The organism is Sphingomonas changnyeongensis (assembly GCF_009913435.1).
Taxonomy (GTDB): domain Bacteria; phylum Pseudomonadota; class Alphaproteobacteria; order Sphingomonadales; family Sphingomonadaceae; genus Sphingomonas_B; species Sphingomonas_B changnyeongensis.
This window is the reverse complement of record NZ_CP047895.1, coordinates 1,823,453-1,837,037: the sequence shown is the minus strand read 5'-3', so window position 1 is coordinate 1,837,037 and position 13,585 is coordinate 1,823,453. Positions and strand designations below refer to the sequence as shown.

Sequence of the window (13,585 nt, the reverse complement as noted above, 5' to 3'; positions counted from 1 at the left end):
TCGGGTCCGGGCGATCAGCCCTGGTCGGCGCGCGACGCGCCGGCGCCGTCGAGATTCTGGCCGACAAACTCCCAGTTGATCGCCTTGGCGAGCAGGGCGGTCACATAGTCCGGCCGGGCGTTGCGGTAATCGACATAATAGGCATGCTCCCACACATCGATGGTCAGCAGCGGCTTCATCCCCGGATAGACGAGCGGCGTGTCGGCATCGTGCAGCGACGTGACCTTGAGCTCGTCACCCTCGAGCACCAGCCAGCCCCAGCCGCTGGCGAAATGGCCGACCGATTCGGCCTTCAGCTTTTCGACGAGCGCCTCGACCGAGCCGAAGGTCGCGTCGATCCGCTCCTTGAGCACGCCGGTCGGCGCCTGCGCCTCGGGGCTCAGGCACTGCCAGTAAAAGCTGTGGTTCCAGATCTGGGCGGCGTTGTTGAACAGCGCCTTGTTGCCGGTTTCCTTGGCGGCGACGATCACCTCGGACAGCTTGCGGTCGCCAAGGCCTGCCGCCGGCGCCAGCTCGTTGGTCTTGGTGACATAGGCGCGGTGATGCTTGCCCCAGTGATATTCGAACGTCTCGGCCGAAATCGTGTCGCCGAACGCGGTCGGCTCATAAGGCAGGGCGGGAAGTTCATATGCCATGTCGCTTTTGCTCCTTGGTTTTATCTCGGCGTTTTTACTTCGGCGTTTCTACTGCGGCGGTCCTGCATCGACCCGCCCGGTCAAATCCCCCGGGGCCGGCGCGGCCCCGGATGTGCCGTTGCGGCCTAAGCCGGTCATCGTCAACACCCGAGGTGCAGGTGCGTGCCCCCCGTCAGCCGGCAGCGGCGTCCTGGCCGGGTGCCGCCGCCTGGGCCTGCAGCCCGGCCAGCATGTCGTGCCGCCGCAGCGCGTGGCGAAGCTGGTCATAGCTGAGCGCCAGCGCCTTGGCGGTCAGCCGCTGATTATAGCGGCAGCGGCGCAGCGCCGCCTCAAGCAGCTTTTTCTCATAAGCGTCGCAGGCGGCGCGGAAATCGCTGCATTCCAGATCCTCGGCCGGCCGGGCGGGCGCAGCACCCGCCGCGCCATCCGCCGCCGGGCCATTGGCGGTCGCCGCCTGATCGGCGCGGGCATTTTCGCCGCGCGGACGCCAGGGTGAGGCAAAGGGATCGAACTCGACATCGCCGACCGGCCGTTCGGGATCGTCCCAGCGATAGACCGCGCGTTCGACGACATTGCGCAGCTCGCGGACATTGCCCGGCCAGTCATGGCCGACCAGCGCCGCCATCGCCGCATCCGCAAAGCCCGGCCAGCGGCTCCAGCCCAGCTCGGCGGCCATGCGGCGGCCGAAATGATCGGCCAGCACCGGCACATCGCCTTCGCGCGCGCGCAGCGGCGGCAGGGTGATGACCTCGAAACTCAGCCGGTCGAGCAGGTCGGCGCGGAAGCGGTTGCGCGCCACCATCGCCGGCAGATGCTCGTTGGTGGCCGCCACGATGCGGACATCGACGCGCACCGGCCGCGACGCGCCGATGCGCGTCACCTCGCCATATTCGACCGCGCGCAGCAGCCGTTCCTGCGCCGCGGCGGACAGCGTGCCCAGTTCGTCAAGGAACAGCGTGCCGCCATCGGCCTCCTCAAACCGCCCCGCCCGCGCCCGCGTCGCGCCGGTGAACGCCCCGGCCTCATGGCCGAACAGCTCGGCCTCGATCAGCGTTTCGGGCAGGGCTGCGCAGTTCATCACCACCAGCGGCCCGTCCCACCGCGTGCTCAGCCGGTGCAGACGCTCGGCAACCAGCTCCTTGCCGGTCCCGCGCTCGCCGATCACCAGCACCGGGCGGTTGAGGGCGGCGGCGCGGCTGGCGCGTTCGACCGAGTCGAGAAAGGCCAGCGACTGGCCGATGAATGCGCTTTCCCGTTCCATGGCCGAAACATGGTGCATTTTCCCAAATATTGGCAAGCGGGAAATGCCGTCCGGCTGACCTGCCGCAGGAAAAATGGCGGTTTTCCGCCATTTCCTCGAATTGGCACGGCTTCTGCAAAACATTCTGCGACGCCGGCGGTGACAGCCGGCCCCGCACACAAGAGTTCAAGGAGGACCAAGATGTCGAACCCGCTTCCCCCCCGCCAGGCCCTTTCGGCGGTGCTGTGCGCGATCCTGTTCAGCGCCACCTGCGTGCTGAGCGCGGTCGGCCCGGCCGGCGCGGTTTCGGCCCACACCCCCGCGCGGCGATCGGCACGCTTGCCTGATCCCGCCCCAGGCCGGGGCGGTCGCCTCTCCCCCCGAACGGCACCGCCCCGGCCACCCCAGAGTTTTCGACAGGAGCACGACCAGATGGGTATTTTCTCCCGCACCCGCGACATCATCGCCGCCAACGTCACCGACCTGCTCGACCGGGCCGAAGACCCGGCCAAGATGGTCCGCATGATCATCCTCGAAATGGAAGAGACGCTGGTCGAGGTGCGCGCCTCCGCCGCCCGGACCATCGCCGACCAGAAGGAAATGCGCCGCCACATCGCCAAGCTTGAAAAGCTGCAGGACGACTGGACGGAAAAGGCCGAACTGGCGCTGTCCAAGGGCCGCGAGGATCTGGCCAAGGCGGCGCTGGTTGAAAAGCAGAAGGCCGCCGACATGGCCGGCCAGCTCAATGCCGAGATCGGCGTGCTCGACGAGGCGCTGCAGGCGGCCGAAGCCGACATCCAGAAGCTGCAGCAGAAGCTGCGCGAGGCCCGCGCCCGCCAGAACTCGATCACCGCGCGGCTGGAATCGGCGCATAACCGCATGAAGCTGCGCGAGGCCTATGCCGGTGCGCGCGTCGAGGAAGCGTTCAGCCGCTTCGACGTGCTGGAACGCCGGGTCGACATGGCCGAGGGCCGCGCCGATGCCGCGGGCATGGGCAGCGCGCCCAAGACGCTGGAGGACGAGATCGCCGAGCTGCGCGCGTCGGACAAGGTCGATGCCGAACTCGAAGCGCTGAAGGCGCGGCTCGCCAAGCGGGAGGGCTGAGATGGAAGACATCATCGTCCCGCCGCTGATCGTCGGCCTGCTGTTCATCGGGCTGCCCTGGCTGATCCTCCATTATGTGACCCAGTGGAAGAAAAGCTCGGGCATCACCCGCGAAGACGAAAATCTGCTCGAAGACCTTTACGAAACCGCCCGCCGCCTCGACGACCGGCTGCACAGCATCGAACGCATCGTGGCGGCGGACAATCCGGAACTCGGCCTGCGGCCCCAGCCCCAGGACCAGCTGCGCGGCGACGTCCGCAAGATCAGGGAGATGTGAAGATGAACCCGCGCCGCACGACCTTCTATCTCGACAAGCAGAATGCCAAATGGATGGGCGTCTGCTCGGGCATTGCCGATTATCTGGGCTGGGATGTGACCTGGGTGCGCATCGGCATGGTGATGCTGACGCTGTTCGGGGCCTTTCCCTGGACGCTGATCGCCTATCTGGTCGCCGCCTGGGCGGCCAAGCCCAAGCCGTCGGGCCTGTATTCGGACAAGGACGAGGAACAGTTCTGGCAGGGCGTCCGCCGGTCGCCGGCTCGCTCCACCCGCGAGGTGCGCGCCAAGTTCCGCGACATTGACCGCCGCCTTGCCGATGTCGAGCTTTACTACACCAGCCGCAACCGTCGCCTGGCCGACGAAATCGACAGCCTGCGCTGATCGGGGCTTCAGGGGGAGACACGCACATGAACTGGAACTGGCTGGTGCCCGTGCTGATCGTCGGATCGATCAGCCTCAGCTGGGCCTTCACCACCTGGGTCCGTGCCCGGCACGGCTATCCGATCGACGACGGCAACGGCAACATCGTCCACAAGACGACCAGCCTTGAGGACAGCCGCAAGCTGGAACTGCTGGAGCGCGAAAATGGCGCGCTCAAGGGCCAGATCGGGCGGCTGGAAGAACGGATCGCGGTGCTGGAACGCATCGCCACCGATCCCGCCGAACGCACCGCCCGCGCGATCGACGCGCTGCGCTGAACCCGACCCAAGCTTTCAACACAGGATGTCCCGAAATGGCTGAAGCCCATATCATCCCCAACCTGCCCTGGATCATCGGCGGCGGCCTGCTGATCGGTTTCATGAGCGTGATCGGCTGGATCTTCACCACCTGGCTGCGCGTCCGGCATGGCTATCCGCTCGACGGCGCCTGGGGGCAGGCCATCTATCCGCAGAAGAATGAGGAACTGGTCGAGCGCATCCGCCTGCTCAGCCAGGAAAGCGCCCAGCTCCGCGCCGAACTCGGCTCGGTCAAGGACCGGCTCGCCAATGTCGAGCGGATCGTGACCGACGAAAGCCACCGCGTGGCGAGCGAGATCGAGGCGCTGCGGCGGCCCAACTGACCGCATTTGGTCGATCCGGGTCAGCGCTCAGTCGAAACGCGCTGGCCCGGACAGAAGAATGCCGTCCTCAAGGACAGCAAGGGAGGCAAACATGCCGGGTTTTGTCTGGTTTTTCGTGGTGGTGGTCGGGATCCCGGTCGTCGCCGGCGTGCTGGGGGACGCGTTCAAGCGCCATCTGCGCTTCAAGGAGCGCCAGCTGGAGGCCGTGACCAGCGAGACCGCCGAAAAGGCCGCGCAATATGCCGCCCAGGTCGAACGGCTGGAACAGCGGGTGCGCGTGCTCGAACGGATCATCACCGACCGGGGCATGGACCTCGCCACCGATATCGAACGGCTGCGCGACGCACCGCTGAACTGACGAGGAGCCGGCACGATGAACCCTTTTGAAATGGTCGTCCTGATCGTCGCGATCGTCATGGTCGCCAGCATCTTCAAGGCGAAATATCGCGCCGGGGGCAAGGCCGGCATCCGGCTCGACGCCGAAACCCGGGCCGAGAATGAACGGATGCGCGCGGAACTCGACCTGCTCAAGGACCGGGTGGCGGTGCTCGAACGGCTGGCGACCGAGGACGAAGCGCCCCGCGCGCTCAACCGTGAAATCGAAAAGCTGCGCTCGCGCGACGCCTGAGCGCGCCCGGGCAGGAGAGAGGATATGATGGACCCGATCGTCTATCTGGAAATGGGCCTGATGGGCCTGGCCGGCACCGGCATCGTGACCATGGCGGCGCTCGCCGGCTGGCGCGGCTGGCTGGATCTGAAGCGGCTCGAGCTGCAGGACCGGCGGCAGATCGATCCCCAGCCCGCGCCCAGCGCCGCCTCGCGGATCGAGCTTGCCGACTTGAAGGAACGCATCCGCAAGCTCGAAGCGATTGCCGCCGGGGTCGACCTCTGACCCCGGCCGCACCGGCCGGGCGGCGGCCGGTGAACGGATCGCAGCCGGGGCCGCACACCGCCCCTTAACCCGGCCCGCGGCTTCGGCTATCTGGCCGGCCATGCCGAACCCAGCCGCGCCCAGCCTTGCCGACATCCAGTCCGACTATGAACTGCTCGACGCCGATGATCGCTATCGCCTGCTGATCGATCTTGGCCGCGCGCTCGAACCGATGCCCGATGCGCTCAAGACCGATGCGACGCTGGTGCGCGGCTGTTCGGCCTCGGTCTGGGTCTATCCGACCCGCACCGACACCGGCCTGCATTTCCTCGCCGATTCGAACGCGGCGATCACCAAGGGCATCATCGCGCTCGTGCTGCTGACCGTGCAGGACCGGGGGGCGGCCGAAATCCTGGCGACCGATATCGATGCCGCGCTCGCCCCGTTCGATCTGCGCAACCAGCTGAGTTCCAACCGCACCCAGGGCATTCCCAACATGATCGCGCTGATCCGCGAGACGGCGGCGCGCTACGCCTGAGGCGGTGCCGCCCCCTCGCCCGGCTGCGCATCCTCAAGGCCGAGCGCGGCGATCACGTCGGGCAACGGCGTGCCCGGCCTGGCCACCAGCCAGTCGCCGGGTGCTGCGGCATTGAGCAGCGTCACGCCATGCGCCGGGCACAGCCCCAGACAGCGTGTCTCGACAATGCCGATCGCGGCCTTGCGTCCCTTGCCGAGCCCGAGCGCGCGGCGGAGCGCCTTGGCCAGCGGGGTGCGCCCCTTGCGTCCGAAACCCCCGCCCTGCTTGCGGCTGCATTTGCCGCACACCAGCACGGCCGCGCCCCAGCGCGCGGCGAGCGCGCGGACCGGCGGCTGGCCGCTCAGGCCGCGCGCCTTTCCTCGGCCCGGCGCAGCACGTCATAGGCCGCCTGCACGGCGCGGAACCGCTCGGCAGCCTCGGCATCGCCGGGCTTCACATCGGGATGGTTGGCCTTGGCCAGCCGGCGCCACGCCGCCTTGATCGCGTCAAAGCTGGCATCGGCATCGAGATCGAGCACCTCGAGCGCGCGCAGCTCGTCGCGCGAGCGGCTGCCATCGCCCGGCCCGCCCCAGCCATAATGCGCCGAACGGGCATAGCCGGCAGCGCCGCGCGCCTCGCCCTCGGCGCGGGCGGCCGCTTCCTCCGCGCCCAGCCCTTCGAAATAATTCCAGTTGCGGTTGTATTCTGCGGCGTGGTCGACGCAGAAATACCAGCGTTCGGGGCTGTTGGGCGCCTTGGGCGCCGGGCAGTCACCGGGCCGGTCACAGCCTTCGCGGTCGCACAGCCGCACCCGCGCCGCCCCGCGTTCGGAGCCATAGCTGCGCCAGCGGGGAAAGCCCCAGTCATCGGATCGGGTCGAACGCGGCATAGGGCCCAGATAATGGTTCAGCCGGTGGGGGCAAGCGCGGCGAACTGCGGGGTGGCGGTGAACGGGCCGAACGGCACGATGCGATTGGCCGCATCATGGCCGATATCGGCCAGCCCCAGAAACGGGATGCCCGAGCGCGCGCACCAGTCGCGCACCAGCGTCGGCCCGTCCATGCCGAAATCCGGATCGTTTTCGGGCACATCGCTCAGCCGCCCCAGCCGGATGCCGGCCAGACCCGGCAGCGAGGCGGCGATCTGCGCCAGATCGCGGTCGGTGCGGTAGAGATATTCACCCACCTCCTCGATCATCAGCACATGGCCGGCCAGATCGGGCAGATGGCGGGTGCCGGCCAGATGGGCGAGGATGCAGATGTTGAACGCCGCGCGCGGATGGCCGTCATCGGTCGGCTCCACCCCCGCAGTCCCGCCGCCCAGCCAGTCGAGCGCGCGGCCGACCGCCGTCTCGCCGCCGTCACGGCGGATATCAGCGGGCATCGGGCCATGGGCGACGCGGCCGATCCCCGCCGCATAGAGCGCGCCGAGCAGAGTGCCGCCATCCGAATAGCCGAGATAGGATTTGTCGCGCGCCGCCGGGCCAAGCGCGTCCATGACCCGATCAACGATCCGCACCGCGCCATAGCCGCCGCGCGCAAACCAGACCGCATCGATCGCCGGATCGTTCGCAACCTCGATCAGCGCAGCCGCGCGCGCCGCGTCCGGCCCGGCAAAATGGCCGTGCGACAGCCAGCATTGCGGGTGCCAGACCAGTTCGACACCGGCATGATCGCGCGCGGCCAGGGCGGTGACGCGGTCATGGATCGCATCGTCGATGCGGCAGCTGGGTGCCACGATGCCGATCCTCATTCGCCCGCTGCCCATGCCGCTCCGTCCCCGCTCAGCCTTTGCACGTCGCGCCCGCGCGCTTGTCTGGCCGGGCAAAAGCGGTGATAGCGCTCAGGTCATGGCTGCCAAATCCTATTTCTTCTGCGGGATCGGCGGCAGCGGCATGCTGCCGCTGGCCGCGATCGTCCGCGCGCTCGGCCACCGCGTCGCCGGATCCGACCGGGCGCTCGATCAGGGGCGGACCGCACCCAAATTCGCGTATCTGCGCGGGCTTGGCGTCGATCTGTTCGCGCAGGACGGCAGCGGGCTGACCGATCCGGGGCAGATCCTCGTCGCCTCGGCAGCGATCGAGGACAGCGTTCCCGATGTCGCGGCGGCGCGCACTCTGGGCTGTGCGCGGATCAGCCGTGCCGGGCTGCTGGCCGCGCTGTTCAACCAGGCCGAAGCGCGGGTCGCGGTCGGCGGCACCAGCGGCAAATCGACGGTGACGGGGATGATCGGCTGGATCCTCGACCGTGCCGGGCGGCGGCCGATGGTGATGAACGGCGCGGTGATGAAGAACTTCGTCACCCCGTCCGCCCCCTTTGCGAGCGCGCTGGTCGGCGATCCGGCGCTGTTCGTCAGCGAAGTCGATGAAAGCGACGGATCGATCGCGCTGTTCGATCCGTCGGTCGCGGTGCTCGGCAACATCTCGCTCGACCACAAGGACATGGACGAGCTGCGCGCGCTGTTCGGCGATTTCATCGGCAAGGCGGCAACCGCGGTCGTCAATCTCGATCATCCCGAGGTCGCGGCGCTGGCCGCCGAACTGCATCAGGATCGGCTGCTGACCTTCGCCTTTGACCGCGAGGCGCAGCTGATCGGCCATGAGGTGACGGAGCGGCCCGAGGGCGTGTCGTTCCATGTCACCGAACGTTCGGGCGGCAATCATGCCGAAGTGCGGCTGCGCCTGCCCGGACGGCACAATGCCGCCAATGCGCTGGCGGCGATCGGGGCGGCGGTCGCGCTGGGCGTGCCGCTTGGCGAGGCGGCGGCGGCGCTGGGCGATTTTGCCGGGCTGAAGCGCCGGCTGGAGTTGGTCGGCACCGCGCGCGGCATCGCCGTCTATGACGATTTCGGGCATAATCCGGACAAGATCGCCGCGACGCTGGCCGCGCTCCACGCCTTTCCCGGGCGGCTGCTGATCTTCTTCCAGCCGCATGGCTATGGCCCGCTGCGCGTGATGGGCGACGCGCTGATTGCGATACTGGGCGAACAGCTGGGGCCGGACGATGTGCTGATCCTGTCCGACCCGGTCTATTTCGGCGGCACGGTCGACCGGAGCGTCGGCAGCGAAGCCATTGTCGCCGGGGTGCAGGCAGCGGGGCGCAATGCCGCGCATCTGGCCACCCGCGACGCCGTGGCCGACCGGCTGGCCGCGCTCGCCCGGCCCGGCGACCGGATCGTGGTGATGGGCGCGCGCGACGACACGCTCAGCCAGTTCGCGGCCATGCTGGTCGAGCGGCTGGGCACGCAACCGGACGCTGCGGAAAACTGACTTTTTCTTGTTTCACAAAGCGGATAGAGCCGGTGCGCGAGGGTCTGTTCGGGCATTCGCGCAAGCGCAGATGCCGGGGCGGCACCAGCCCGCTCCCCCACCCGGCCACCCACAGGATAGTGGCCACGGGTGGCCGGGTGGAGGAGCGGGCCGGTGCTGCGGAATGCGCCACGGCGCATTTCCAGACGCGCTCCAACCAGAAACGACAGAGGATAAGGGCCGTGCCGCACAGCGTGTTTGACCTGTTCAAGATCGGGGTCGGCCCGTCTTCGTCGCACACAATGGGACCGATGTCGGCGGCTGCCACCTTTGTCGAGGGGCTGGCCGGGGACGGGCTGCTGCCGCGCGTCGCGCGCGCAACCGCCGAGCTGTTCGGCTCGCTCGCGCTGACCGGCAAGGGCCATGCCAGCGACCGGGCGGTGCTGCTCGGCCTGTCGGGCCTGCGCCCCGACAGCCTGTGCCCCGATGCCGCCGACCGCATCATCGGCGAGGTGCGCGCCAGCCGGCGGCTGAACCTGGGCGGCAGCCATGAAGTGCGTTTCGACGAGGCGCGCGACCTGATTTTTCACATGCGCGAGCGCCTGTCCTTCCATTCCAACGGCATGCGCTTTGCGGCGTTCGATGCCGAGGGTGCGGAACTGCGCGCGGGCATCTGGTATTCGGTCGGCGGCGGGGCGATCGTGTCGGAGGCCGAGGTCGCGGGCAATGCCCCGCCCGCGCTGATGGCCGATGTGCCCCACCCTTTCATTCGGGGGCTGAACTGCTCGCCCGTGCCGAGGCGGCTGGGCTGGACATTGCCGGCCTGGCGCTGGCCAACGAGACCGCGCGCCTGCCCATTGATGAGGTGCGCGCGCGGCTGGCCGCGATCCGCCAGACCATGTCCGCCTGCATCGACCGGGGCATTGCGCAGAGCGGCATCCTGCCCGGCGGGCTGAAGGTCAAACGGCGCGCGCCCGATATCCATGCCCGGCTGGTGGCGCGGCAGGAACGCGCGCTGTCCGACCCGCTGAGCGTCATCGACTGGGTCAATCTGTGGGCGCTGGCGGTGAACGAGGAAAATGCCGCCGGGGGCCGCGTCGTCACCGCGCCGACCAACGGCGCCGCCGGAATCGTGCCGGCGGTGCTGCGCTATTATGAGCGGTTCGTGCCCGGCGCGAACGATGACGGTGCGGATCGTTTCCTGCTGACGGCGGCGGCCATCGGGTCGCTGTTCAAGGAAAATGCCTCGATCTCCGGGGCCGAGGTCGGCTGCCAGGGCGAAGTGGGCGTCGCCTGTTCGATGGCCGCCGCCGGGCTGACCGCCGCGCTCGGTGCCACCAACGCGCAGATCGAAAACGCCGCCGAAATCGGCATGGAGCATAATCTCGGGCTGACCTGCGATCCTGTCGGCGGGCTGGTGCAGGTGCCGTGCATCGAACGCAATGCCGTGGGCGCGATCAAGGCGATCGAAGCGGCACGGCTGGCGCTGCTCGGCGACGGCACGCACCGGGTGAGCCTGGATCAGGTGATCGAAACGATGCGCCGTACCGGCGCGGACATGAGCCACAAATACAAGGAAACCGCGCTCGGCGGGCTGGCCGTCAACGTCGTCGAATGCTGAGGGGTTGAGCTTTGTTCGCGCGGGGTTGTTCTTTTCTGCGCCCATCGGCGCGGGGGCGGCACCGGGGGTTTTTCGTTTAGGAAGAACGGCAGCGGCCGGTGCGGCGTTCAGCCGCACAACAAACAACCGGAAGCCCGGCTCCCCTTCCCCTCACCCGATCCGGTAGAAATCGGCCAGCCGGTCGAGCGCGAGGCCCAGCACCAGCTTGCCCGCCCGCGCCGGCCAGCCCAGCGCGCGTTCGGCCAGCGCCAGCCCTTCATCGGCGCACACCACGCGCCACAATATGTCGGACAGGCCGGGGCCGACATGGCCGATGGCGGCATCGAAGCGGCGCTTGGCATCGATCTGCGACATGGTCGGATCGGGCGCGCCGATGGTGCCCGCCCCGCGCCGCCCGCGCGGATCGTCCCAGCGCATCGTGACGCGCGGCGACAGGCCGGCGCGTTCCCAGTCGCGGCGCAGCGTGTCGCCAGCGAGCGCCTGACGCGGCGAGATGCGGCCGCGCGCGGCGAGCCATGACAGCGCCGATTCCCCGATATTGACCGTGACGCTGCGGTTGCCCGCCCCGGCCAGCCGCTGTTCCCGCAACTCCCGACCCATAGCCCGCTCCGTGTTGTGATTCGACGCTTGCCTCGCACGTCCGGCACGGTGTAGGACAGAGAAATAACCGCAACGGTTCAAGGATCGATCCGATGATCACCGCCATACGCGAGGTGCGCCGTGCCAAGGGGCTGACGCTGGAGGATGTGGCGCGCGCCTGTGTGCCGCCCACCACCGCCCAGACGATCGGTCGGCTGGAAACGGGGACGCGCACCGTATCGGTTGCCTGGCTGAACCGCATCGCCCGCGCGCTGGGGGTGGAAGCGGCCGATCTGGTCCGCCTGCCCGACCGGCCCGACCTGCCGGTCGCGGCCCTGCTCGGCCCGGACGGCGCGCGCGCGCCGCGCCAGCCGGCGGTCGTGCTGCCGCCCCAGCCCGCCCCGGCACTGATCGCGGTGATCGCGGACGGATCGATCGGCGACTATCGCGCCGGCGACGAAATCTGGTGCGAGCGGCTGGACCCTGCGCAGTTCGCCCAGGCGCTCAACCGCGACGTGCTGGTGCCGCGCCCGGCCGGGCGCTTCGCCTTTGGCCGGCTGATCGGCCGCGACAGCGGCGCGGAGGGCGAAGGCCGCATCCAGCTGCTGCCGCTTGGCGCGGGCGGGCGGCAGCAGATTTTCGCCGATCCGCCCTGGCTGGCCCGCGCTGTCCGACTGGTGCGCGCGCTCTGAAGCGGGGTGTTCGCTGCGCCTCAGGGCGCGGGGGCGGCGTCGCTTGTGTTGCGCCTCGCGGCGCAGGGGCGGCACCAGCCCGCTCCCCCACCCGGCCACCCATAGCGTATCCTGCCGTTGGGTGGCCGGGTGGGGGAGCGGGCTGGTGCCGTTCTTCCCAATTCACAAACCCCCGGTGCCGCGACCAAAACAAAAACCTCCCGCCGCCCCCGATCAGACCTTCAATTCGCGGGCGATCGATTTGGCGGTCGCCGCGCCATAGGGCGGCTTGAACCCGGCCAGCTTGGCGATGTCGATCCTGGGCTGGCGATAGATGGACCGGGCGTGGCTGAAGGTGCGGAACCCGTCCAGCCCGTGATAGGCGCCCATGCCCGACGGGCCGATCCCGCCGAACGGCAGATCCTCCATCGACACATGGAAGATCACATCATTGACCGTCACCCCGCCGGAGATCGTGCGGTCGAGCACGCGCCGTTCCTCGGCGGCGTCGGTGCCGAAATAATAAAGGCCGAGCGGCCGGTCGCGGCCGTTCACATAGTCGATCGCCTCATCGATCCGCGCATAGCGCTTGACCGGCAGCACGGGGCCGAAAATCTCGTCCTTCATCACCTGCATGTCGTCGGTCGGATTACGGACGATGTAGAGCGGCATCTTGGTGCCGTTGGACGCGGCGAAATCCTCGCCCGCCGGGTTGACGGCGATCACCTCGCCGCCCTTGGCCCGCGCATCGTCGAGATAGGCATTCAGCCGGCCATGATGGCGGGCATTGACCACCGCCGTATAGTCGGGATTGTCGAGCAGGCGCGGATACATGGCCGAGACCGACTGGGTCAGCCCGGCGATCACCGCCTCTTCCTTGTCCTCGGGCACCAGCAGATAATCGGGCGCGAGGCAGATCTGCCCGGCATTGAGCATCTTGCCGAGCGCGATCCGCCCGGTCGCCTGCGCCAGATCGGCCGACCGGCCGATGATGGTCGGCGATTTGCCGCCCAGTTCCAGCGTCACCGGCGTCAGATTATCGGCCGCGGCGTGCAGGATGTGGCGGCCGATCGGCGTCGCGCCGGTGAAGATCAGATGATCGAACGGCAGCGCCGAAAACGCCTGGCCGATATCGGCACCGCCGCTGACAAAGGCCAGTTCGGTCGCGTCGAAATAGCGCGGCGCGACCTCTTCGAACAGCGCCGCCACACGCGGCGTGAACTCGGATGATTTGACCATCGCGCGGTTGCCCGCCGCGAAGATGCCGGCAAGCGGCCCCATGGTCAGCTGCACCGGAAAGTTCCACGGCGCGATCACGCCGATCACGCCCTTGGGCAGATACTCAACCGTCGCCCGCGCGCCGAGCAGGCCGAGCGGGAAATCCAGCCGCCGCCGTTCCGGCCGCGCCCAGCGCGCCAGATTGCGCCGGGCATGTTTGAGCGCGCGGATCGAGGCGATGATGTCGGTCACCATCGACTGTTCGCGGCTGCGATGGCCGAAATCGTCCGCCAGCGCCGTGCAGAACGCCTCGGCATTGTCGACCATCATGCGGATCGCCCGGGTCAGCCGGTCGCGGCGCACCTCAAGCCCTTCGGGCCGCGCGGCATCGCTGGCGGCGCGCTGCGCCAGAAGGATCGCATTCAGGTCCATGTCCATCCACTCCCTCAAAATCCCCCGCGCCCTCACGATCAGATCGTGGCGACGGCAGGGGACATGCCCGCACACGCTCCGGCCGTGGGCCGGGCGCGCATCTTTCCGTTG

At 68.7% G+C, this 13,585-nt stretch carries 18 protein-coding genes and 1 pseudogene; 12 read left to right on the top strand and 7 right to left on the bottom strand.

Features of this window, described 5'->3' with window-relative positions; all coding sequences use genetic code 11:
- Positions 1-14 precede the first annotated feature (14 nt).
- Together GVO57_RS09075 and pspF are read right to left on the bottom strand one after the other, a co-directional pair.
- Positions 15-635 (bottom strand): superoxide dismutase, encoded by a 621-nt coding sequence (locus GVO57_RS09075; protein WP_160592873.1) that lies wholly within the window; start codon positions 633-635, stop codon positions 15-17.
- Between the two features lie 172 nt (positions 636-807).
- Positions 808-1,896 carry a phage shock protein operon transcriptional activator gene (gene pspF, locus GVO57_RS09070; RefSeq protein WP_160592872.1) on the bottom strand — a complete coding sequence of 363 codons (1,089 nt, stop codon included), beginning with the start codon at positions 1,894-1,896 and terminating at the stop codon, positions 808-810.
- A gap of 411 nt (positions 1,897-2,307) precedes the next feature.
- Between pspF and pspA the strand changes: the two genes are divergently transcribed.
- The 9 genes from pspA (at position 2,308) to GVO57_RS09025 (ending at position 5,727) form a co-directional block, all read left to right on the top strand.
- Positions 2,308-2,979, top strand: coding sequence for a phage shock protein PspA (gene pspA / locus GVO57_RS09065; RefSeq protein ID WP_160592871.1), 672 nt, complete (start codon positions 2,308-2,310; stop codon positions 2,977-2,979).
- A gap of 1 nt (position 2,980) precedes the next feature.
- A complete protein-coding gene (gene pspB / locus GVO57_RS09060) occupies positions 2,981-3,256 on the top strand; it encodes an envelope stress response membrane protein PspB (protein WP_160592870.1) in 276 nt (91 codons plus the stop codon).
- 2 nt (positions 3,257-3,258) lie between these two features.
- Complete coding sequence (gene pspC, locus GVO57_RS09055; protein WP_160592869.1) at positions 3,259-3,639, top strand: envelope stress response membrane protein PspC; 381 nt, start codon at positions 3,259-3,261, stop codon at positions 3,637-3,639.
- A 26-nt stretch (positions 3,640-3,665) separates the two neighbouring features.
- A complete protein-coding gene (locus GVO57_RS09050; RefSeq protein WP_160592868.1) occupies positions 3,666-3,956 on the top strand; it encodes a hypothetical protein in 291 nt (96 codons plus the stop codon).
- A 35-nt stretch (positions 3,957-3,991) separates the two neighbouring features.
- The gene (locus GVO57_RS09045; RefSeq protein WP_160592867.1) at positions 3,992-4,318 is read left to right on the top strand and encodes a hypothetical protein; all 327 of its coding nucleotides are present in this window, start codon (positions 3,992-3,994) and stop codon (positions 4,316-4,318) included.
- Between the two features lie 91 nt (positions 4,319-4,409).
- The gene (locus GVO57_RS09040; RefSeq protein WP_160592866.1) at positions 4,410-4,676 is read left to right on the top strand and encodes a hypothetical protein; all 267 of its coding nucleotides are present in this window, start codon (positions 4,410-4,412) and stop codon (positions 4,674-4,676) included.
- Positions 4,677-4,691: 15 nt separating this feature from the next.
- Entirely contained in the window at positions 4,692-4,946 is a 255-nt protein-coding gene (locus GVO57_RS09035; RefSeq protein WP_160592865.1) for a hypothetical protein, read from the top strand.
- Between the two features lie 24 nt (positions 4,947-4,970).
- Positions 4,971-5,210, top strand: coding sequence for a hypothetical protein (locus GVO57_RS09030; RefSeq protein ID WP_160592864.1), 240 nt, complete (start codon positions 4,971-4,973; stop codon positions 5,208-5,210).
- Between the two features lie 100 nt (positions 5,211-5,310).
- On the top strand, positions 5,311-5,727 hold the full coding sequence (locus GVO57_RS09025; RefSeq protein ID WP_160592863.1) for a SufE family protein: 417 nt from the start codon (positions 5,311-5,313) through the stop codon (positions 5,725-5,727).
- Here the strand turns inward: GVO57_RS09025 and GVO57_RS09020 are convergent.
- Genes GVO57_RS09020 through GVO57_RS09010 form a run of 3 tightly spaced genes read right to left on the bottom strand, consistent with a single transcriptional unit; the run spans position 5,718 to position 7,458 of the window.
- A complete protein-coding gene (locus tag GVO57_RS09020) occupies positions 5,718-6,020 on the bottom strand; it encodes a hypothetical protein (RefSeq protein WP_160592862.1) in 303 nt (100 codons plus the stop codon). The genes GVO57_RS09025 and GVO57_RS09020 overlap by 10 nt on opposite strands.
- Positions 6,021-6,067: 47 nt before the next feature.
- Positions 6,068-6,595 (bottom strand): J domain-containing protein, encoded by a 528-nt coding sequence (locus GVO57_RS09015; protein ID WP_160592861.1) that lies wholly within the window; start codon positions 6,593-6,595, stop codon positions 6,068-6,070.
- A gap of 17 nt (positions 6,596-6,612) precedes the next feature.
- Positions 6,613-7,458 (bottom strand): LD-carboxypeptidase, encoded by an 846-nt coding sequence (locus GVO57_RS09010; protein ID WP_160592860.1) that lies wholly within the window; start codon positions 7,456-7,458, stop codon positions 6,613-6,615.
- 97 nt (positions 7,459-7,555) lie between these two features.
- Here GVO57_RS09010 and GVO57_RS09005 point away from each other — a divergent pair, with 97 nt between their 5' ends.
- A complete protein-coding gene (locus GVO57_RS09005; RefSeq protein ID WP_160592859.1) occupies positions 7,556-8,974 on the top strand; it encodes a Mur ligase family protein in 1,419 nt (472 codons plus the stop codon).
- 281 nt (positions 8,975-9,255) lie between these two features.
- Positions 9,256-10,574 (top strand): annotated as a pseudogene (locus GVO57_RS09000) (L-serine ammonia-lyase).
- 150 nt (positions 10,575-10,724) lie between these two features.
- Here GVO57_RS09000 and GVO57_RS08995 read toward each other — a convergent pair.
- On the bottom strand, positions 10,725-11,174 hold the full coding sequence (locus tag GVO57_RS08995) for a DUF6456 domain-containing protein (RefSeq protein WP_160592858.1): 450 nt from the start codon (positions 11,172-11,174) through the stop codon (positions 10,725-10,727).
- Between the two features lie 92 nt (positions 11,175-11,266).
- On the opposite strand from GVO57_RS08995, the gene GVO57_RS08990 reads away from it, so the two are divergent.
- The gene (locus GVO57_RS08990) at positions 11,267-11,845 is read left to right on the top strand and encodes a helix-turn-helix domain-containing protein (RefSeq protein ID WP_160592857.1); all 579 of its coding nucleotides are present in this window, start codon (positions 11,267-11,269) and stop codon (positions 11,843-11,845) included.
- 213 nt (positions 11,846-12,058) lie between these two features.
- Here GVO57_RS08990 and GVO57_RS08985 read toward each other — a convergent pair whose 3' ends face one another.
- On the bottom strand, positions 12,059-13,474 hold the full coding sequence (locus GVO57_RS08985; RefSeq protein WP_160593923.1) for a coniferyl aldehyde dehydrogenase: 1,416 nt from the start codon (positions 13,472-13,474) through the stop codon (positions 12,059-12,061).
- Between the last annotated feature and the right edge of the window lie 111 nt (positions 13,475-13,585).

Bases quoted from the DNA above. Each gene is read 5' to 3' on its own strand.
- GVO57_RS09075 (WP_160592873.1), bottom strand. From the start codon at position 635: ATGGCATATGAACTTCCCGCCCTGCCTTATGAGCCGACCGCGTTCGGC.
- pspF (WP_160592872.1), bottom strand. From the start codon at position 1,896: ATGGAACGGGAAAGCGCATTCATCGGCCAGTCGCTGGCCTTTCTCGAC.
- pspA (WP_160592871.1), top strand. From the start codon at position 2,308: ATGGGTATTTTCTCCCGCACCCGCGACATCATCGCCGCCAACGTCACC.
- pspB (WP_160592870.1), top strand. From the start codon at position 2,981: ATGGAAGACATCATCGTCCCGCCGCTGATCGTCGGCCTGCTGTTCATC.
- pspC (WP_160592869.1), top strand. From the start codon at position 3,259: ATGAACCCGCGCCGCACGACCTTCTATCTCGACAAGCAGAATGCCAAA.
- GVO57_RS09050 (WP_160592868.1), top strand. From the start codon at position 3,666: ATGAACTGGAACTGGCTGGTGCCCGTGCTGATCGTCGGATCGATCAGC.
- GVO57_RS09045 (WP_160592867.1), top strand. From the start codon at position 3,992: ATGGCTGAAGCCCATATCATCCCCAACCTGCCCTGGATCATCGGCGGC.
- GVO57_RS09040 (WP_160592866.1), top strand. From the start codon at position 4,410: ATGCCGGGTTTTGTCTGGTTTTTCGTGGTGGTGGTCGGGATCCCGGTC.
- GVO57_RS09035 (WP_160592865.1), top strand. From the start codon at position 4,692: ATGAACCCTTTTGAAATGGTCGTCCTGATCGTCGCGATCGTCATGGTC.
- GVO57_RS09030 (WP_160592864.1), top strand. From the start codon at position 4,971: ATGATGGACCCGATCGTCTATCTGGAAATGGGCCTGATGGGCCTGGCC.
- GVO57_RS09025 (WP_160592863.1), top strand. From the start codon at position 5,311: ATGCCGAACCCAGCCGCGCCCAGCCTTGCCGACATCCAGTCCGACTAT.
- GVO57_RS09015 (WP_160592861.1), bottom strand. From the start codon at position 6,595: ATGCCGCGTTCGACCCGATCCGATGACTGGGGCTTTCCCCGCTGGCGC.
- GVO57_RS09010 (WP_160592860.1), bottom strand. From the start codon at position 7,458: ATGAGGATCGGCATCGTGGCACCCAGCTGCCGCATCGACGATGCGATC.
- GVO57_RS09005 (WP_160592859.1), top strand. From the start codon at position 7,556: ATGGCTGCCAAATCCTATTTCTTCTGCGGGATCGGCGGCAGCGGCATG.
- GVO57_RS08995 (WP_160592858.1), bottom strand. From the start codon at position 11,174: ATGGGTCGGGAGTTGCGGGAACAGCGGCTGGCCGGGGCGGGCAACCGC.
- GVO57_RS08990 (WP_160592857.1), top strand. From the start codon at position 11,267: ATGATCACCGCCATACGCGAGGTGCGCCGTGCCAAGGGGCTGACGCTG.
- GVO57_RS08985 (WP_160593923.1), bottom strand. From the start codon at position 13,474: ATGGACCTGAATGCGATCCTTCTGGCGCAGCGCGCCGCCAGCGATGCC.